We start from the raw sequence: 17,319 nt of genomic DNA, 5'->3' as shown, positions 1-17,319 counted from the left end.
TTCTCCTTTCATCTTATCATTTCAATATAGAAAGGAGGAAATAATATTGAATCATCTCTTATTACGTTACAATAAACCAATCATCATTAGACTGTGCGGTGAATTATTAACTCGAACAACAGAATCCATGTTAGCTATCATTATGATTATTTACGTTAATAAGATGCTAAACGGCAATATTATGATGACTATGCTTATTTTCGGGTTACAACCGCTTTCGGACATTATATTTACACTTATTGCTGGAAGAGTGACTGATAAATATGGGCGAAAGAAAATTATGTTACTCGGCTTACTGCTGCAAGGTGTTGCAATCGGCAGCTTCATCTTTGCTCAATCCGTTTTTATATTTGCTTTGTTATATGTCATAAATGGGGTTGGCCGTTCCTTATATATTCCTGCTCAACGTGCACAAATAGCTGATTTAACAAAACAAAATCAGCAAGCAGAAATCTTCTCTCTTCTGCAAACGATGGGAGCAATAGGTACCCTAATCGGCCCTTTAATTGGTACTATTTTTTATAAGACTCACCCTGAATATGTATTTACAGTACAAAGCATTGCACTTATAGTATATGCAGTCGTTGTTTGGACGCAGCTTCCAGAAACCGCTCCGGCAATGACAACACCAACGCAAAAATTTGAAGTAACATCTCCAAAACAATTTGTACACAAACATTACGCAGTATTTGGACTTATGATTTCTACACTTCCTATTAGCTTTTTTTATGCACAAACTGAGACGAATTATCTTATTTTCGCGAAACATAATTTTCCGGATTTCGAACTCACACTCGTTTTTATTTCAACATGCAAAGCTATTATGGAAATCTTTCTGCAAGTTTTCCTCGTGAAATGGTCTGAAAGATTTTCTATGGCGAAAATTATTCTTATTTCTTACACATGCTATACAATAGCTGCAATTGGCTACGGGCTTTCAGCAACAATCGCGTCACTATTTTTTACATTACTCTTTTTAGTCATTGGTGGAAGCATCGCTTTAAACCATTTACTTCGATTTGTTTCAGAAATCGCCCCTACAGATAAACGTGGATTGTATTTTTCAATTTACGGGTTACATTGGGATATATCCCGAACGTGCGGTCCTGTACTTGGTGCCGTTTTATTAAGTAAACTAAACGGTAGCATGCTATTTTATATTTGTGCTTGTTTCTTAATAATTGGGGGCATTATTCAAGCTCTTTTTGTTCAAAATTTAGAGCGTAATAAAATAAAAAAAGACATTTCGGAGCATACTCCCCATGTTTTATAGGCTGCATTCCCCACCCTTTTAACAGTAAAAAGAAGGATGTCACAAAAGTCTCGATGACCTTTGTGACATCCTTTCTTTATTACCCTGCCATTTTATTAATACTATCCTCAGGCGAAAATACCGAAATATGATTTACCTTACCAGTCGATTTTGAAATAATGAATTTTAACTCAAACTGATTGTTTACTTTATATACATATATTTTATCTTCCCCATTTACTTTAACTGCAGCTGGTTTTCCTAAAGCTTTCTCTATTTCTTGAAATGTAATTGATTTTAGTTCTGCATGATAGGAGCGTACATCAAAAACTTGTGATCCTTTATTAAAACCGAAGGAAACATTTTTATTTGTAAAAGTTGCGTACATTCCGTTTCCTGCTTGTTCTGTTTTATCTGCTTTCCCCCACGCTTTTTCTATTTCTTCAATATCTCCTGTATGAGCTGCGAACGGAACATTAGGTACTTTTCCTTCTTTCGCTAGTTCAAATAATTCTTTAACATGGTTAATTGATTTTTGATTGATTACTGTATCTTTCGTGCTTGGATCTATCTTTGGTTTTGTTGACCCTGCCTTATTTGATTTTTCATCAGGCTCTTTCTTTTCTTCAGAAGTATTATTCTGTTCATTTTTACTATTTTCCGTTGTTGGATCTGTTTCCTTTTTTTCGTCTGTTCCTTTACATGCTACTAATGCAAAAATACATGTAAAAGCGAGAAATAACATACCTATCTTTACATACACTCTCATACATTTCAGCCCCCTATCATAATCTGATTCATTTCGATAACCAATCCATTACACCTCTTTTCAAATTGTGTTTGTTCCAAAAAGTAAATACTTCACTCTCGCCCAATGCTTGTGCAACATATTCTACAAAAGCTGTTCCTAAAAAATAACCGAGTCGGTTGTATCCAAAATATTGTCCGCCAGATAACCGAAACCACTCTTTCTCTTTTTCAAACGTCCATCCTTCTATATAATCTTTCAAAAAACGTTTCTTTATTTGTTCTTCATTTTCTATATAATATTGTAACCAACGTTCACCATCATCGTCATATGAGTAATACACGGATTCATTTAAACCTTTCACAATTTGCTTTGATACGTATGTTGCAACACCTTCACGATACAAATTAACTGCCGCATCGGTCCACTCAGCTTTCTCCCAATCCATTCCATTATTTTGTAACATAACATTATGATATATATGCCCTATTTCGTGAGCGACAATAACACGAAGGTGATTTAAATTTGGAGATAATTTTTCTGCGGCAAAAAACATATCTCCAATAATCTCTCTTTCTACAAATGCATTTGATCCAAATCCTCCAACAAATAAATGAAATTTCATTTTTACATCAAAGTTAAATTTATTATGATATGCATTTGTTACCTCTTGGATAATGATTGGTAATGTTTTAGTAATGATACGAATGTCTTCTATTTTTGCGGGATATTGTTTTATGGCATTAGAAAGACGTTCATTCGTATTAGGACAATGATACTTAAAGTATTCTTCAAATATCTCTGGATGCGAAGTGAAGTATTGATTGAGGACTGCTAATTCTACGTCGGTGCTTTCCCATAATTTTAAAAAACTTGGAATTGTATTGTTTATCATTTTTCCATCTCCTTATATATCCCTTCTCGCCATTTACACTGCACTCCTTCCTTAAATAGAAAAAAGCTGCCCAAAAAGGACAGCTTTACATATGTATTTTTACACTTCGATTGACTTACCATCTTCAACAATATGGTAAAGTAAGTGAGCTAAATGATGAATTGGACCATATTCTTCCTCTTCCTCATCCGTTTCGCCTTGGAATTCAAGATCATTTAAGTATAGTGCTAAAAATTGATAGTATAATTTTAAGTCAAATCCGTAACACGCAGTTGGCTCTTCATGATCTCCTTCATATTGTAGCATTAAGTATTGATCATTTCCTTCTGCATCTTCTGCGTCAAAGAATACGAAGAATCCAACGTTTGTATCTAAATCAAATAGATGACGAGTACCTTTTTCTGTCGCTTTATTGAAGTCCTCTTCACTTAATTTATGTACTGTTGTCGCTTTAGCATTATCTTCTTGATGAAAATTTACTGTAAATGTTTTCAATGCTGACACCTCCTGATTGTATAATACTAGCATAACATATAAAAAGGACTGCTTACAAATGTAAACAGTCCTTACATTCATTTTCGCATTGCTCGCAATAAGAAACTTACGATGAAGATTAAAATAATCGCACCAATTAAAGCTGGAATAATTGCATATCCGCCGATTACTGGGCCGAAACTACCAAGTAATTTCCCACCAATCCAAGAACCAATAATACCAGCAATAATATTACCAATTACACCGCCTGGTACATCCCTACCAGTAATTAAGCTAGCAAGCCACCCTAATATACCACCAACGATTAAAGACCAAATCATATGATAACCTCCTTTATATTTCACCAATCAAAATATAATTAGAAACAATTGCTTACCATTAGTTATGTTACATTTTTCATAAGTTATTCATGGAGCATAACTGTATTTTTTTGTAAAAATGATACATGTTAATTAACTTTTTAGACTAACGATTTATGCAGCTTGAGATATTACACTTATTATGGACAATCGGGCTTCAATATTGTCCGCATAAACTCTTCTTTAAATGCAGGATAATTAAAACCAACCGCAATTCTTTGTATCGGCCGATCATCAAACCTCGTCGGCTCAGCTATTTTTCTAAAGTCAGCCACACTTTGTCCTCTTGTTACGTCATTTGTCGTACTAATCCAAACTGCAGATTTTTTATATTCAAAAATATCATCATTTATAAATGAAATGAACGGAAGCAAATCGTGAATCGGACTTCCAGCAATACCCGGGTATTCTTTTTTATAAAAGTTCTCATAATAAAAATCAATCATTGGTTTAATAAGCTTTGCCTGCCCTGTTCCTTCTTTATTAATAATATCCACCATTTCAGGCGTAATTAGGGCCTGTTGCGTTACATTTAATGGATAAATAGTCGCATTCTTTGCGTACTTCATTACAATATTTGCAGCAATTGGATCTCCATAAAAATTTGCCTCCGATACAGGAGTAACGTTACCAGGAAATAAAAACGCACCGCCCATAATATAATACGAACATATTTTATCCATTACATTTGGATATAATAAAAATAATGTTGCCAATGTTGTTAATCGTCCTGTCGCTACGATAATAATATCTTCTGGACAAGGCTCAATTAATTTAATTAATTCACAAAAATTTTCCCGTTTACAAATCCTCATTTCAGGTGGAATAATGGGACCTAAGCCGTGCTCTCCATGAATTTCAGGAAAAAACAAAGGTTCTTCAGCTGTCATCGGTCTTGCTGCACCCTCAATGATTTTTACTTCTGTAGCATAGTATCTTTCTAAAAAATACACATTTTCTGTTACGATTTCTCGCGATACATTCCCATATTCAGCAACAATACCTAAAATATCTAATTTACATGTTTTATTTGCATAAATTAACGCCACAGCATCATCAATACCAAAGTCTCCAAAAAAGATGATTTTCTTATTAACTATACTCACCCCTCTTCAGCATTATCTACTATTATTAGTATGTAAAAAAGACAAGGCTGTGAAACGGTGCAAACTAAAAAAGCCGCCTATTTATTGGCGACTTCAATCTTTTTATAAGATAAATATGCTAGCACATTTTTACTTGAATCATACTTTGGATTATTTCCTTTTCTTGGTTCTCTCGTATGTGTTTTTTCAAATCCAGGAATATCCGGCATTTTCTCCATAAATTCAAGCATTTCTTCTTCAGTTCCTTCAATACGTACGCGAATCATTATTACATTTCCTCAATTCTCATTTTCTCTGTTACTAAGTATAACGTACTTTGGAAAGACTGCAAGAAATTTATCTTTTTAATGTTAAACTTTTTCTACATACAAACAATGCCATTTCAGTATAAAACGATATAATTTTATTATTTTCATATTGAATGTTAAAGAATTCTTGCATTTCAACTGATGTTTTCATCATACATTCTGTTAACTTCACCCGCTTCTGCAAAGGTACATTCATCATATCGCACCACCAGTCAAAATCAAATTTCTTGTCAAAAGTAAGACATGACTGCATTTGCAAACCATTTTTCTCTAATAAGGTAATCCATTCTGTTTTTTTCAAAGCCCGTTCATGACTCGGATCCCGCTTTTTTTCTATAAAATTATAAAATGTATCGTATTCATTATTTTCCGGTGAAACATTATCTATTAAAATAAACAATCCATTATCTTCTAACGTACGATTTACTTCATAAATAAACTGAGCTGGATTCGTAAAGTGATGTGCTGCAATTCGGCACGTAATTGTATCAAAAGAACTATCAGAAAACGGTAAACTCTCAGCGTTTCCAGCAACAAAAGACACATTTTCATGGCCGTTACTTATAATAAATTTTTTTGCATTCTCTAACATTTTTTCTGTTAAGTCTAAAGCAACTACTTCGTTAAACAATGGCGCTAATACATTTGCAACATGTCCTCCGCCAGTAGCAATATCAAGAAGACGATTATTATGACGAGACTCAACTTGTTGAACTACATATTGTAAATCCGGTCCTTTAGCATGAATTTTACTTTTTACATACTTCTCCGCATTATTACCAAACTGTTGTTTCACAAGCTCTTCTTTACTCATTTTATCATCTTCTTTCTATTGTTATTTACATATAGAATTCATATAATAATTAAAGTTCTCTTTATGTATTTTCAAATCCTCTTTTCAGCTCACTTCTTATCATGCTGTCCTATCATCAACATAAAATCGATTTTCCGTTTACATATAAAACAAAAAAGGCTACGGGAACTTGTCCCCTAACCTGACCAAATATCAATTACATTTTTACTTTTTCATATACATCTATATAATATAAATCCTCTTTCAACTTCATAATAACGTCTACTTCGTTATAAGTAGCCTCACGAGCATGTAAACCAAATTGATCCATACCAATCCATATCCATCCAGGTGTATGATAGAGAACATCTATGTTAAAATACTCTAATTTAGTAAGCTCCGATTTAATAAATTTATCTTTATTAGCAATTTGTTTATCTATTAAACCATATTCTTTTCCATTTTCCAATAGCGATATAATTTTTCCTACAATCGGGTGTTCACGAACAATAAAGTGATATTCCTTTTCCTCCACATTCGCCACAATTAAACGAAAATCAGATAAATCAGCCTCTAAATTCGACATCTTTATTTATTCACCTCCTTTATGAGTTTCATAAACATAATAACAAATGAATATTCAAATAATATTAATATAATGTAAAAAATAAAAAAGCTGACTTCCCTTTAGAAATCAGCCTTTATAGTTTAATCATCTGTATACTTTTACAAACTATTATAATGTTTCTTTTTCCTCATCCTTTCCAGAAACTAAATTCCCAATAGCATCTGCTGTTACTTCCACCACAAATTCACAAATTCCTGCTACAACTTCTCCAATCACTTCATCCATCATTTTTACCCCCTTATTTTATGTAACTTATTTGTAGTATAGAAGAGATTGGTTATTTTTAACTATCGGAAAACGTGACAACAACATTACAGTTTTGTAAGCTTTTTAATTTGTTTCGCTTCTATACTTTGAAACTTCAAGTATGATTCACAAGCATATAGGTCATCATAATATTAAGTGAATACTAATTTTGCTAGAGGAGGCGTGTAAAATTTACTACGTAAAATTAATTAAAGGTCAATCCTTCTATGCTTTTAATCATCGTTTCTTAATGTCTGAAGAAGAAGAGGTTTCCGAGAAAGTTTATAATTACTTACGTCGTAATGAATTTTTCGAAGTACGCAAAGAAGAATTTTCGGCCTAAGTACAAAAGCACCAAGAAAACCATCACTGTATTGTGATATTTTCTTGATGCTTTTTTGTGAATTACTCCTTTTCAACAATTAATGTCGACTCTATTATTTGTCCAAGCTATTTCATTGCTATTTTCATATTTTAGTATAAGAGGAGGTGACGAATATGACTCATATCATTGATTACCAAGCTACTCAACCTATAAGTAAAACGGGTGAAACCACTTTTGCAATTCCAGCTTCTCCAAATAAAGCAATTCTAGCAAATTTGAAAGTAAGAATTTCAAGTAGAAATTCACGTAATAATCGTGTAGAGTTAATCGCTACAATTGGTATAGAAGGTATATCTGGGACTTCACAAGTTTTATTCCGAATTTTCCGTGATAACTTTGAAATTTTCAATGCACAAGCAGGTATTGAATCTACAGATTCTGAGCAATTCTACACTCAAACATTTCAAGCTATAGATCAAAATGTTAGCAGTGGAACACACCAATATTCATTAACTGTAGAAAACCTTACTAGTGGTGCAAGCGCAGAAGTTGTTGGTCCTCTATCTTTTAGCGCTTTAGCTATTGGACAAGAGCGTAAATGCTGCTAAGTGAATCTAATGTTTAATTTTGCAATTGAGAAAAGCGAGACATAGTTATATGTTCTTGCTTTTTTATTTTTTTAATATTTATCCCTACTATTCATTATGTTTTAATCATTTAGTATTTACATTTTGATTTGCTTATTTTATCAATTAACGAATCGATTTTTTGACAAATCAAAAAAATTGAAATCCACTCATGAAACACGTAATATAGACTCTGACTCTAAAAAAGTTCGTTAAAAATAATACATAAAATAAGGAGGTTTTATATACGAGTTTTTCATTTTAAAAGACGGAGAGGTTTTATATTATGTGGCGTAACAAAAATGTTTGGATTGTTTTAATTGGGGAGTTTATTGCTGGTTTAGGGTTATGGCTTGGAATTCTTGGCAACCTGGAATTTATGCAAAAATATGTCCCTTCTGATTTCATGAAATCAGTTATATTGTTTATCGGGCTATTAGCAGGTGTTCTAGTGGGACCTATGGCTGGTCGTATCATCGATCAATATGAAAAGAAAAAAGTCCTTCTTTATGCTGGTTTTGGTCGTGTTATTAGTGTTATTTTTATGTTTTTCGCTATCCAATTTGAAAGTATCGCCTTTATGATTGCATTTATGGTTGCGCTTCAAATTTCAGCAGCATTTTATTTCCCTGCATTACAATCTGTAATTCCACTCATCGTACGTGAGCATGAGTTATTACAAATGAACGGTGTACATATGAATGTAGGTACAATCGCTCGTATTGCAGGTACTTCACTAGGTGGAATTCTTTTAGTTGTAATGAGTTTACAATATATGTACGCCTTCTCAATGGCAGCATATGCTTTATTATTCCTCTCAACTTTCTTCCTACAATTCGAAGATAAGAAATCAACAACACCTAGTAAGCAAGCGGCAAAAGATAATAGCTTTATGGAAGTATTTCGTATTTTAAGAGGAATTCCGATTGCTTTCACAGCACTTATATTAAGTATTATCCCTCTATTATTTATAGCTGGATTTAATTTAATGGTAATTAATATTAGCGAAATGCAACATGATCCAACGATTAAAGGCTTTATATATACGATTGAAGGTATCGCATTTATGTTAGGTGCCTTCGTTATTAAACGTTTATCTGATCATTTCAAACCTGAAAAGTTACTATATTTCTTCGCTGTTTGTACCGCTTTTGCACATCTATCATTGTTCTTTAGCGATATAAAATGGATGTCTCTTACATCATTTGGGTTGTTTGGTTTTAGTGTTGGTTGTTTCTTCCCTATTATGTCAACAATTTTCCAAACGAAAGTGGAAAAGAACTATCACGGCCGACTCTTCTCATTCCGTAATATGTTTGAGAGAGTGATGTTCCAAATTGTCTTACTTGGCACAGGCTTCTTCTTAGATACGATTGGATTGCAATATATGGTTCTTATTTTCGGTGTTATTTCATTATTCATTATCTTCATATCGCTATCTAAACAGAAACAGTATGAAAAACAACCTTCGCAATCTGCGAATTTATAACATAATTAAAGAAGCATGGATTTAGTAGTATTAAACTAATCCATGCTTCTTTGTTTTATATAATCTTATTTATTACGTTTATTGAAATTATTAAAAGGAGTAAACACTCTTACCTTCGAATACATTATATAAACTATTATCTACAACAAGGCGGTGTAGGAATGTCTGATGGTATGCAATTATTTATTATCTTTATTTTTGTAATAGTTATGTTTAGCATCCTAAACTTTTTAGCCATTTTCCTTTCTCAGCATAACTTTAAAAGAAGAATTGTCGCAGGTTTTATATTTTCACTACTGACTCCCCTTGTCTTTTTGACTACCACAGCATTCGCTTCTATATTTGATAAAGCTGGATTTGTCGCAGGTACATTAGCCTTTATTGTTGCAATTGTATATATTTTAAATGGAATTGTGATCCTACTTTCCTCTTTATTCTTCCTCAAAAGAAACATCACATAAACTATTGTACTCGGCATGAATCTGACTTTACACTAGATTCATGCTTTTTCAATCCCCCCCTAAATTTTTATATGAAATTAAATAATTCTTTATAAAAATTTAAACTTTATTTATTACAATGTTCGTATCGTATTCGCACGTTTATTGAAAATGCAAAGAAAGGAGTACAAAATGAAAAAGATTCTATTACTTATTCCATTATTCATTATACTACTCAGTGGATGTAGCAATAATGACATATACGGCACTTGGGAAGTCGTTGACAACAAAAACGGTCTTTGTCCTATATCGTATAAATTTGAAACAGTTGTAAAAGAAGAAAAGAAAGAAAAAATCATTCAATATTTAGTAGAGATGCAAACAACGAAGAAAAAAGAAGACTTATACAAAGGCTCATTTGTTAAGGATTCTAATGTATATCACATTGATTATGGTAACTCATTTACATCAGATCAAACTTTAAAAGTTGTCGATGGCAAATTAAACGTATACTTTTATGCAGTGGAAAAATTATGTACATATAAAAAGAAATAATTACACTTCATATCAAACGCAGAAAATGTTTTCTGCGTTATTTTGTATTCCATCTCTTTATCCTCCCTCTAAATTTGTCAATCATTTTAATTTTCACAAAAAAGTGATAAAATGTAAGTATGTGTTTTCAGAATAATTAAAAACGCAGGAAGAAAACACTGTTTTTTAGGAGGGGTTTTGATGACTTACACGTTAGCAACTAGAATGAAAGCATTCCAATCTTCTATATTTAGTGAATTAGGGGCCTATAAAAAAGAAAAAATTGCAGCAGGTCACAAAATGATCGATTTAAGTATCGGGAATCCTGATATGCCACCTGCTGATTTCGTAAGAGAAGAAATGGTACATACAGCAAATCAAAAAGAAAGCTATGGATACACATTAAGTGGTATTCAAGAATTTCACGAAGCTGTAACTGAATATTACAACAACACTCATAATGTTATATTAAATGCCGATAAAGAAGTTTTATTATTAATGGGGTCACAGGACGGACTCGTTCATTTACCTATGGTTTATGCGAATCCGGGAGATATTATATTAGTTCCTGATCCAGGATATACAGCTTATGAAACAGGAATTCAAATGGCTGGAGCAACATCTTACTACATGCCTTTAAAAAAAGAAAATGATTTCTTACCTAACTTAGAGCTAATTCCTGAAGAAATTGCAGATAAAGCGAAGATGATGATTTTAAACTTCCCAGGGAATCCGGTTCCAGCAATGGCTCATGAAGATTTCTTTAAAGAAGTAATCGCATTTGCGAAAAAGCATAACATTATTGTTGTCCATGATTTTGCTTATGCTGAATTTTATTTTGATGGTAATAAACCAATTAGCTTCCTTTCTGTGCCTGGTGCTAAAGAAGTTGGCGTAGAAATTAACTCTTTGTCAAAAAGTTATAGTTTAGCAGGTAGCCGTATTGGTTATATGATTGGTAATGAAGAAATTGTCGGGGCACTTACACAATTTAAATCTAATACAGATTACGGAGTATTTTTACCAATTCAAAAAGCGGCATGTGCTGCACTAAGAAATGGTGCTGCTTTTTGTGAGAAAAACCGCGGTATTTATCAAGAACGTAGAGATACTTTAGTCGATGGGTTCCGAACATTTGGCTGGCATGTTGAAAAACCAGCTGGCAGTATGTTCGTCTGGGCCGAAATTCCGAACGGCTGGACTTCTATAGATTTCGCATATGCATTAATGGATCGTGCGAATGTCGTTGTTACGCCAGGTCATGCATTTGGACCTCACGGAGAAGGCTTTGTACGCATTGCACTCGTTCAAGATAAAGCAGTGTTACAACAAGTTGTTGAAAACATTAGAAATAGTGGCATTTTTTCTCTTGAAAAAGCAGAAGAATTAGTTAAAAATTAATGATAACTCCCCTGCTTAACTATAAGCAGGGGAGTTATTCATTGGAGGTACTTAAATGCATATTAAAGACACTCTTCCTCATCGTTATCCATTTTTAATGATTGATAAAGTAACAAATGTAAAACAAGGTGAATCCGTTACAGGATATAAACTCATTACAAATAACGAATGGTTTATAAATGATAGTCAAAAACATATGCCTCATATGTTAATTGTAGAAGCACTTGCTCAGCTTAGTGCATTTGTACATACAAGTGATTCTAACGGACTAGGCTTCCTTTCCTCGTTAGATGGGGTTACATTCCATGAAAAAGCATATCCCGGTGATAAACTTAATTTGCATTATGAGTTAACTCGCAATCGCCGAGGTTTTCTACTAGGTAAAAGTACCGCCACTGTTAATAATCAACCGATTGTAACGATAGAAAAGCTATTAATATATCAAGCAGAATAAAAATCATGTAATTCAACGGGGGTGTCTATCTCCTAAAAATTCGTTTCATCAACATGAACAGAGTAAATAAATCACTTGGTTAGGAGCAGACAAATGGAAAGTACTATTGGTATCGATGCTGGAGGCACATTAACGAAAATTGCTTATTTGGATGAACAAAGGCAATTAGCTTTTGAAAAATTTTATTCAAATGAACAAGATAAAATAATAGATTGGCTTAAGAAAAACACTGGTAAAAAGCAAATATGTATTACAGGTGGTAAAGCGAAAGAATTACAGCAACTACTTTCAAACTCATATAAAATAGTAGAACTAAATGAATTTGAAGCTACTCTTATAGGCGTCCGATACATTTTAAAAGAAGAGAAGTATGATATAAACAACTTTATTTTAACAAATATCGGTACAGGTACTTCTATTCATTACGTTTATAATGACCAATATATTCGAGCTGGCGGAACTGGTGTTGGCGGTGGTACTATCATGGGACTTTCAAAATTATTAACAAATCTAGATCATTTTGAAGATGTGATCCCTTTAACAAAAGTAGGAACTAGAAAAAAACTAGATATTACGGTTGGAGATATTTATGGTGGTATTCTCTCCCCTATTGATAATAGTTTAACTGCAAGCAATTTTGGCAAAGCCGCTACTATAGAATCAAATTATAATAGCTCAGATATACTTGCTACTGTACAAGGACTTGTCGGTGAAGTCGTTACTGCATTAAGCCTTCAATTCGCCGAAACAAAAAACATTGACCATATTATTTATATTGGTTCAACTCTATGTAATAACATACATCTTCAAAATATTATTAGTAGCTACACAAAATACCAAAATAAAACACCCATCTTTTTACGAGATGGTGGTAATAGCGGTGCGATTGGTGCTTTACTTTATGCTACGAATAAAAAAAGCTGACTTTTGTCAGCTTTTTTGCAACGGTACTTCAAATTCAATAATTGATTCCCCCTTTTCTCCAATTCGCTCTACACTAATTCTATCAATTACACATTGTAACTTTTCAGGGAAACTATGAATATCCTTGGCTACTTCAGCAGCTAACTCCGCACTTTCTTTTCTCCCGACTGTTACATGCGGTATGTACGGAATATCCATTCTCCAAAATTGTAATAAAGGTCCTGTATACAGGATATCATGTAGTTTAGTTATTTGTTCTTTCCCCCGCTCCACTTCTAAAAACAAATAGTTTCTTACATGAGTGATACAATTTGCAAATTCAATTTCAATTTTGCCTACCCCTCTTGATAAATTCAAAATATGAGATTTTAATTCATCATTTGAAATATCACTCTTAAATGGAAATACAATTGTTATATGCGGTGGAATTAATTCAAATAAAGGATCATGTTTTTGTCTAATGTTCTCTATTTTATCGATGGACATATTATTGAGAAAAACTAAAATTGTACGCATTTTTATCCCCTCTACTTTTCCTTATTTTAATATGTATCATATTCTATAACAATCTTGCACTTCAACAAATTATTTTACTTACCTATAAAAATAAAAAACTTCTCAAATGAGAAGTTTTCATATAGTATGATTACTATTTTCCCGCCAAACTTTCCTAAGCTTTATATAACAAGCAATTCTCCACGGAATGATATACGATACTGCAACTACGTAAAATAATAAACCAACCGTTTGTTGATCTAAATCTACAATAAATTGTCTTGAACCATATCTTAAAACGACAAGTGCAATAAAAGTAATTAAAAAGACAGCACTTTTTTTCGTATAAATATTCCCATCATCTCTTCGTTCATAATTTGTTAATACTATAAGCGGCACAGAGAAAAGTACCCCAATGAATACCGCTATAACTACTTGTAATATAGCTGGATGTACTGGACCAAAAAACCATACAACACCTGGTGTTAAAAATAATAACGGCCATAAAATACGTTTTCCTGATCCCTTTATTGGCTTATGCATGGAGCGATAACGACGCCAGAATATTAATAGTGCAATGCCTAAAAAGACTGTAATGAGTGAAGATGTGTCTCCCATTTGCTATCCTTCTCTCTATAGTAATCTAATAATATTTCAAATCGTTTTTTCGAATGATACTTTACGAATAAATATACTACTAGTTATGATATAAAGGACAGTTAATCCAATTGAAATAACAGTAAAATACGGTATATTTACTAAAGATCCATCACTCGTAAATAATAAATTGGTTACCCCTGCTTCTCCATAAAGTACACTATTTGTTGATAAGAAAAGGGTCCCACCAATCATAAGACCGATCCACTGAAATCGTTGTTTAAAAACTACTACCACTTGAAAGAAACATGCTGTTGTAACATAAAATAAAAATTGCAAAATAAATTGTTGCACCGATTGCTCCCCAAAACTAACATTTACTAAATTATATTTTATATCTTGTAAAAGCATTATTTGAAGAAACGAAAACATTGCGGATTGCAAGATGATATAACAAATTGCTCCGATGAAATATTGAATTCTCGTTACACCAAATGAAACAGCTAAACGAAATAGCTCATCTTGAATGATGAAAACACTCCCTACTATAAACAACATAATTGCTATTGACGGGTTATTTATAATTTCGGGTAAATAACCAATGTTCACTCCATTTAAATGCGCAGCATTTAAAGCTCCTTTTATTAATAAGGCTACAATCCAAAATATTAAAATTGCTTTATAATGAAAATTAATATGTAACTTTAACTGCTTCATTAACATCGTCATTTCACTTCACCACCAGTTATATGAATAAATAATTTTTGCAATGTAATTCTATCAATTGCTAAACCTTCTTTTTCAAGAGAGTAATAATCTTCATTAGAAAGTTCTTCCCATATAACAGCAATACCCTTATTTCCATAAACTTCTCGATTTAATACTTTTTTATTGATCAAGAACTCGTCCACTTTATCCTTTTGCCCTGAAATAATCTGAACTTGTTGTAATAAATCTTCTACCAATGATTGAACAACTAATCTTCCTTCTTTTATGATTATCACATCTTCAATCACATGGGTTACTTCTTCTACTAAATGTGTTGATAATATAATTGTTCGTGGATACTCACCGTAATCTTCTAGTAGTAGACTATAAAATAATTCACGGTGTGCTGCGTCTAAACCTGTAGTTGGTTCATCAAAAATAGTAATTGGTGCTCTACTTGCTAACCCTTGAATAATGCCGACGACTGTTTGCATGCCGTGTGATAATTTATGATATTTCACTGTCATATTAAGCTGAAATTTATTAGCGAGTTCTTCAGCATACTTTCCATCCCAGTTTTTATAAAACATGCTGCACATCTTAAAAATTTCTTTTACTTTAAAACTTAACTGAGCTTCTTCTTTTACTCTAACAAAACAAATATTTTGCATCGCTTTACTATTCTCAAAAACATGTTCGCCAAATATTGATACGCTTCCACTACTTGAAGTAATTTGACCTGCAAGTAAATTTAATAGTGTCGTTTTTCCTGCTCCGTTTCTACCGAGCAAACCATATATTTTATGCTCTTCCAATGAAATCGTTACTTCATTTACTGCTACTTTCTTTTTGTATTTTTTCGTTATATCTTTCGTTTCAAGTGCAATCATCCCTCGTTCCCCCCCTTCGTAATTTTTTGAATCATATCCATCAATTCATCTTTGGATATTTCTAATACTTTCGCTTCTTCCCACACTTTAGGTAAATATTCGGTCATAAAAGTATTTTGTCTTTTTTTAAGTACAACTTCTTTCGCTCCCTTTGCAACAAACATCCCGATCCCTCTCTTTTTATATAAAATCCCTTCATCCACTAATACGTTTACCCCTTTAGCTGCAGTAGCTGGATTTATTTGTAACATCTTCGCAAATTGATTTGTTGATGGAACTTGTTCTTCTTCAAGTAATATGTCTTTTAAAATATCAGATTCAATCGTTTCTGCAATTTGCAAGTATATTAATTTATTTTGCTCCAGAGTAGGTTTCATAATTTCACCACCTTAGGTTCATAGGTTCATTACTTATGTAATTAACCATATCACATAAAAATGTATATTTCCATAAATTTCTTTTATAAAAAAAGAGAGTCATTCGTTTAAGAATGACTCTCTTTCTAAAATTTTGAAGTTTCAACTCTAATTTTTAAATTCTTTTCATTTATACCATTTTGACAAAAATTAAATTGTTGTCCCTTTATAGACTTTGTACGATCTACAACTTGCCCTAAATGATTACTTGTGTGCTCCACTAAATGTAATAAACTATGAAGGTCAATATGTCTTTTTTCTCCACATGCTTGTATATATTCTGTTCCCCATTCATCAAATACGTCTTCAACGTACTGTAGCAAAAGTTCAGTACGTTGTCGCTTTACTGGAAAATACTCCTCAATTCCCTTTTCAAAGACTATATTTGGATTTTTATAACGACTAGTATTTTTCTGTATATGTTCACAAATATGTAGTACGATTCCACCAATTGAATTCACAGAATCCCCTTGTTTCCATAAATCTTCTTCACTAACGAAGCTAATTGCCTGTATTAACTTAGGTAAATAATGATCTTGCATTCGATGATAAGTAATTTTATATACTAACTCCACCTATTTTCCTCCTATCATTTCAACTGCTGTACTGGATACTTTACAAATAAAGCATTCCTAAACTCTTTATCATTCATAAGCATTGTAATTTCTTCGTTATTTTCGTTAAGAAACTTTACTACTTTCTTTTTATCCCATATATCATTTTCTTTTGGGAAATTATCAAACTTTTCATACAGGATTGATAGTATTTCTTCTCTTTTTATCGTGAAATTTTTATTTTCTACTTGCAACTCGTAACCTTTTGCATTTGGTACTAAAATCGCTAAATAAATAACGTTAAAGAGAAAATTCTTCTCCATCGTATCCTTACCATCAAACCAATACGTCTCAACCATGTCTTCTGTCAAAGTTCCATTTTCTTTTGTACCATAGTTCACCTTTATACTTTCATTCTCTAAACTTACACTTTGAAATGTTTCACCACCGGGTAAACGATTAACAATTGCAACTACATCTGAGTTATTCCCAACATATGTCCCAGCATATTTCTTAAAGTCACCAGGTTCAACATCAGATATTTCTTTTATTCTTTCTCCTCTAGAACAAGCAGTAATACATAAAAAAATTGTTAGCATAACAACTACATTACGATGCATATATTTCATTTAGCAT

The 17,319-nt window shown here is 32.5% G+C and carries 24 protein-coding genes; 9 read left to right on the top strand and 15 right to left on the bottom strand.

Annotated elements, in window-relative coordinates; all coding sequences use genetic code 11:
• Positions 1 to 46 precede the first annotated feature (46 nt).
• Positions 47 to 1,273, top strand: a complete 1,227-nt coding sequence (locus QCI47_RS13725) for an MDR family MFS transporter (RefSeq protein WP_001016135.1) — start codon at positions 47 to 49, stop codon at positions 1,271 to 1,273.
• A gap of 79 nt (positions 1,274 to 1,352) precedes the next feature.
• On the opposite strand, the gene QCI47_RS13720 is transcribed toward QCI47_RS13725, so the two are convergent.
• The 8 genes from QCI47_RS13720 to QCI47_RS13685 form a co-directional block, all read right to left on the bottom strand.
• Positions 1,353 to 2,021 carry a YjgB family protein gene (locus QCI47_RS13720; RefSeq protein WP_071741971.1) on the bottom strand — a complete coding sequence of 223 codons (669 nt, stop codon included), beginning with the start codon at positions 2,019 to 2,021 and terminating at the stop codon, positions 1,353 to 1,355.
• 28 nt (positions 2,022 to 2,049) lie between these two features.
• Positions 2,050 to 2,895: a gluzincin family metallopeptidase gene (locus QCI47_RS13715; protein ID WP_000609539.1), complete on the bottom strand. Its 846-nt coding sequence runs from the start codon at positions 2,893 to 2,895 to the stop codon at positions 2,050 to 2,052.
• Between the two features lie 99 nt (positions 2,896 to 2,994).
• Positions 2,995 to 3,390, bottom strand: a complete 396-nt coding sequence (locus QCI47_RS13710) for a hypothetical protein (protein ID WP_000847587.1) — start codon at positions 3,388 to 3,390, stop codon at positions 2,995 to 2,997.
• A 77-nt stretch (positions 3,391 to 3,467) separates the two neighbouring features.
• The gene (locus QCI47_RS13705) at positions 3,468 to 3,710 is read right to left on the bottom strand and encodes a GlsB/YeaQ/YmgE family stress response membrane protein (protein WP_000638307.1); all 243 of its coding nucleotides are present in this window, start codon (positions 3,708 to 3,710) and stop codon (positions 3,468 to 3,470) included.
• Between the two features lie 179 nt (positions 3,711 to 3,889).
• Positions 3,890 to 4,855, bottom strand: coding sequence for a nucleoside hydrolase (locus tag QCI47_RS13700; protein WP_000029504.1), 966 nt, complete (start codon positions 4,853 to 4,855; stop codon positions 3,890 to 3,892).
• 77 nt (positions 4,856 to 4,932) lie between these two features.
• The gene (locus QCI47_RS13695; protein ID WP_000621882.1) at positions 4,933 to 5,121 is read right to left on the bottom strand and encodes a YvzF family protein; all 189 of its coding nucleotides are present in this window, start codon (positions 5,119 to 5,121) and stop codon (positions 4,933 to 4,935) included.
• 70 nt (positions 5,122 to 5,191) lie between these two features.
• Positions 5,192 to 5,977 carry a class I SAM-dependent methyltransferase gene (locus tag QCI47_RS13690; RefSeq protein WP_000031333.1) on the bottom strand — a complete coding sequence of 262 codons (786 nt, stop codon included), beginning with the start codon at positions 5,975 to 5,977 and terminating at the stop codon, positions 5,192 to 5,194.
• A gap of 196 nt (positions 5,978 to 6,173) precedes the next feature.
• Positions 6,174 to 6,542, bottom strand: a complete 369-nt coding sequence (locus QCI47_RS13685) for a hypothetical protein (RefSeq protein WP_000067092.1) — start codon at positions 6,540 to 6,542, stop codon at positions 6,174 to 6,176.
• Between the two features lie 478 nt (positions 6,543 to 7,020).
• Here QCI47_RS13685 and QCI47_RS13680 point away from each other — a divergent pair, with 478 nt between their 5' ends.
• The 8 genes from QCI47_RS13680 to coaW all read left to right on the top strand — a co-directional run bounded on the left by QCI47_RS13680 (position 7,021) and on the right by coaW (position 13,023).
• Positions 7,021 to 7,173, top strand: coding sequence for a YqbF domain-containing protein (locus QCI47_RS13680; RefSeq protein WP_071729165.1), 153 nt, complete (start codon positions 7,021 to 7,023; stop codon positions 7,171 to 7,173).
• Positions 7,174 to 7,328: 155 nt separating this feature from the next.
• Positions 7,329 to 7,763 (top strand): exosporium protein ExsC, encoded by a 435-nt coding sequence (exsC, locus tag QCI47_RS13675; protein ID WP_000148803.1) that lies wholly within the window; start codon positions 7,329 to 7,331, stop codon positions 7,761 to 7,763.
• A 304-nt stretch (positions 7,764 to 8,067) separates the two neighbouring features.
• A complete protein-coding gene (locus QCI47_RS13670) occupies positions 8,068 to 9,270 on the top strand; it encodes an MFS transporter (protein WP_000269249.1) in 1,203 nt (400 codons plus the stop codon).
• A gap of 161 nt (positions 9,271 to 9,431) precedes the next feature.
• Positions 9,432 to 9,731, top strand: a complete 300-nt coding sequence (locus QCI47_RS13665) for a hypothetical protein (protein WP_001279503.1) — start codon at positions 9,432 to 9,434, stop codon at positions 9,729 to 9,731.
• 171 nt (positions 9,732 to 9,902) lie between these two features.
• Entirely contained in the window at positions 9,903 to 10,265 is a 363-nt protein-coding gene (locus QCI47_RS13660) for a lipoprotein (protein WP_046199223.1), read from the top strand.
• 180 nt (positions 10,266 to 10,445) lie between these two features.
• On the top strand, positions 10,446 to 11,645 hold the full coding sequence (locus tag QCI47_RS13655; RefSeq protein ID WP_061130996.1) for an LL-diaminopimelate aminotransferase: 1,200 nt from the start codon (positions 10,446 to 10,448) through the stop codon (positions 11,643 to 11,645).
• Positions 11,646 to 11,700: 55 nt separating this feature from the next.
• A complete protein-coding gene (locus QCI47_RS13650) occupies positions 11,701 to 12,099 on the top strand; it encodes a 3-hydroxyacyl-ACP dehydratase FabZ family protein (RefSeq protein ID WP_048557957.1) in 399 nt (132 codons plus the stop codon).
• Positions 12,100 to 12,192: 93 nt separating this feature from the next.
• A complete protein-coding gene (coaW, locus tag QCI47_RS13645) occupies positions 12,193 to 13,023 on the top strand; it encodes a type II pantothenate kinase (protein WP_061130995.1) in 831 nt (276 codons plus the stop codon).
• Positions 13,024 to 13,029: 6 nt separating this feature from the next.
• Here coaW and QCI47_RS13640 read toward each other — a convergent pair whose 3' ends face one another.
• From QCI47_RS13640 to QCI47_RS13610, 7 genes are all read right to left on the bottom strand, one after another.
• Positions 13,030 to 13,539: a 2'-5' RNA ligase family protein gene (locus QCI47_RS13640; RefSeq protein ID WP_309423128.1), complete on the bottom strand. Its 510-nt coding sequence runs from the start codon at positions 13,537 to 13,539 to the stop codon at positions 13,030 to 13,032.
• 117 nt (positions 13,540 to 13,656) lie between these two features.
• The gene (locus tag QCI47_RS13635) at positions 13,657 to 14,136 is read right to left on the bottom strand and encodes a CcdC family protein (RefSeq protein ID WP_309423130.1); all 480 of its coding nucleotides are present in this window, start codon (positions 14,134 to 14,136) and stop codon (positions 13,657 to 13,659) included.
• 36 nt (positions 14,137 to 14,172) lie between these two features.
• Positions 14,173 to 14,844 (bottom strand): DUF4052 family protein, encoded by a 672-nt coding sequence (locus QCI47_RS13630; RefSeq protein WP_000178193.1) that lies wholly within the window; start codon positions 14,842 to 14,844, stop codon positions 14,173 to 14,175.
• Positions 14,841 to 15,713, bottom strand: a complete 873-nt coding sequence (locus tag QCI47_RS13625; RefSeq protein ID WP_000560908.1) for an ABC transporter ATP-binding protein — start codon at positions 15,711 to 15,713, stop codon at positions 14,841 to 14,843. Before QCI47_RS13625 ends, QCI47_RS13630 begins: the two co-directional genes overlap by 4 nt.
• Positions 15,710 to 16,090, bottom strand: coding sequence for a GntR family transcriptional regulator (locus tag QCI47_RS13620; RefSeq protein ID WP_000805196.1), 381 nt, complete (start codon positions 16,088 to 16,090; stop codon positions 15,710 to 15,712). The genes QCI47_RS13625 and QCI47_RS13620 overlap by 4 nt, the downstream gene beginning before the upstream one ends.
• Before the next feature lie 125 nt (positions 16,091 to 16,215).
• Positions 16,216 to 16,704 (bottom strand): DinB family protein, encoded by a 489-nt coding sequence (locus QCI47_RS13615; RefSeq protein ID WP_309423132.1) that lies wholly within the window; start codon positions 16,702 to 16,704, stop codon positions 16,216 to 16,218.
• A 14-nt stretch (positions 16,705 to 16,718) separates the two neighbouring features.
• Complete coding sequence (locus QCI47_RS13610; RefSeq protein WP_309423134.1) at positions 16,719 to 17,312, bottom strand: DUF4825 domain-containing protein; 594 nt, start codon at positions 17,310 to 17,312, stop codon at positions 16,719 to 16,721.
• Between the last annotated feature and the right edge of the window lie 7 nt (positions 17,313 to 17,319).

It is taken from the genome of Bacillus cereus group sp. RP29 (genome assembly GCF_040459765.1).
GTDB lineage: Bacteria > Bacillota > Bacilli > Bacillales > Bacillaceae_G > Bacillus_A > Bacillus_A paranthracis.
Note: the sequence above shows the minus strand (reverse complement) of the source record. Positions and strands in the feature narration are given on the sequence as shown.

Excerpts from the sequence above, each read along its gene's own strand:
- QCI47_RS13655 (WP_061130996.1), top strand. The coding sequence starts at position 10,446 with ATGACTTACACGTTAGCAACTAGAATGAAAGCATTCCAATCTTCTATA.
- QCI47_RS13715 (WP_000609539.1), bottom strand. The coding sequence starts at position 2,895 with ATGATAAACAATACAATTCCAAGTTTTTTAAAATTATGGGAAAGCACC.
- QCI47_RS13650 (WP_048557957.1), top strand. The coding sequence starts at position 11,701 with ATGCATATTAAAGACACTCTTCCTCATCGTTATCCATTTTTAATGATT.
- QCI47_RS13695 (WP_000621882.1), bottom strand. The coding sequence starts at position 5,121 with ATGATTCGCGTACGTATTGAAGGAACTGAAGAAGAAATGCTTGAATTT.
- QCI47_RS13660 (WP_046199223.1), top strand. The coding sequence starts at position 9,903 with ATGAAAAAGATTCTATTACTTATTCCATTATTCATTATACTACTCAGT.
- QCI47_RS13620 (WP_000805196.1), bottom strand. The coding sequence starts at position 16,090 with ATGAAACCTACTCTGGAGCAAAATAAATTAATATACTTGCAAATTGCA.
- QCI47_RS13670 (WP_000269249.1), top strand. The coding sequence starts at position 8,068 with ATGTGGCGTAACAAAAATGTTTGGATTGTTTTAATTGGGGAGTTTATT.
- QCI47_RS13625 (WP_000560908.1), bottom strand. The coding sequence starts at position 15,713 with ATGATTGCACTTGAAACGAAAGATATAACGAAAAAATACAAAAAGAAA.
- QCI47_RS13690 (WP_000031333.1), bottom strand. The coding sequence starts at position 5,977 with ATGAGTAAAGAAGAGCTTGTGAAACAACAGTTTGGTAATAATGCGGAG.
- QCI47_RS13720 (WP_071741971.1), bottom strand. The coding sequence starts at position 2,021 with ATGAGAGTGTATGTAAAGATAGGTATGTTATTTCTCGCTTTTACATGT.
- coaW (WP_061130995.1), top strand. The coding sequence starts at position 12,193 with ATGGAAAGTACTATTGGTATCGATGCTGGAGGCACATTAACGAAAATT.
- QCI47_RS13665 (WP_001279503.1), top strand. The coding sequence starts at position 9,432 with ATGTCTGATGGTATGCAATTATTTATTATCTTTATTTTTGTAATAGTT.
- QCI47_RS13630 (WP_000178193.1), bottom strand. The coding sequence starts at position 14,844 with ATGACGATGTTAATGAAGCAGTTAAAGTTACATATTAATTTTCATTAT.
- QCI47_RS13640 (WP_309423128.1), bottom strand. The coding sequence starts at position 13,539 with ATGCGTACAATTTTAGTTTTTCTCAATAATATGTCCATCGATAAAATA.
- QCI47_RS13685 (WP_000067092.1), bottom strand. The coding sequence starts at position 6,542 with ATGTCGAATTTAGAGGCTGATTTATCTGATTTTCGTTTAATTGTGGCG.
- exsC (WP_000148803.1), top strand. The coding sequence starts at position 7,329 with ATGACTCATATCATTGATTACCAAGCTACTCAACCTATAAGTAAAACG.
- QCI47_RS13705 (WP_000638307.1), bottom strand. The coding sequence starts at position 3,710 with ATGATTTGGTCTTTAATCGTTGGTGGTATATTAGGGTGGCTTGCTAGC.
- QCI47_RS13610 (WP_309423134.1), bottom strand. The coding sequence starts at position 17,312 with ATGAAATATATGCATCGTAATGTAGTTGTTATGCTAACAATTTTTTTA.
- QCI47_RS13635 (WP_309423130.1), bottom strand. The coding sequence starts at position 14,136 with ATGGGAGACACATCTTCACTCATTACAGTCTTTTTAGGCATTGCACTA.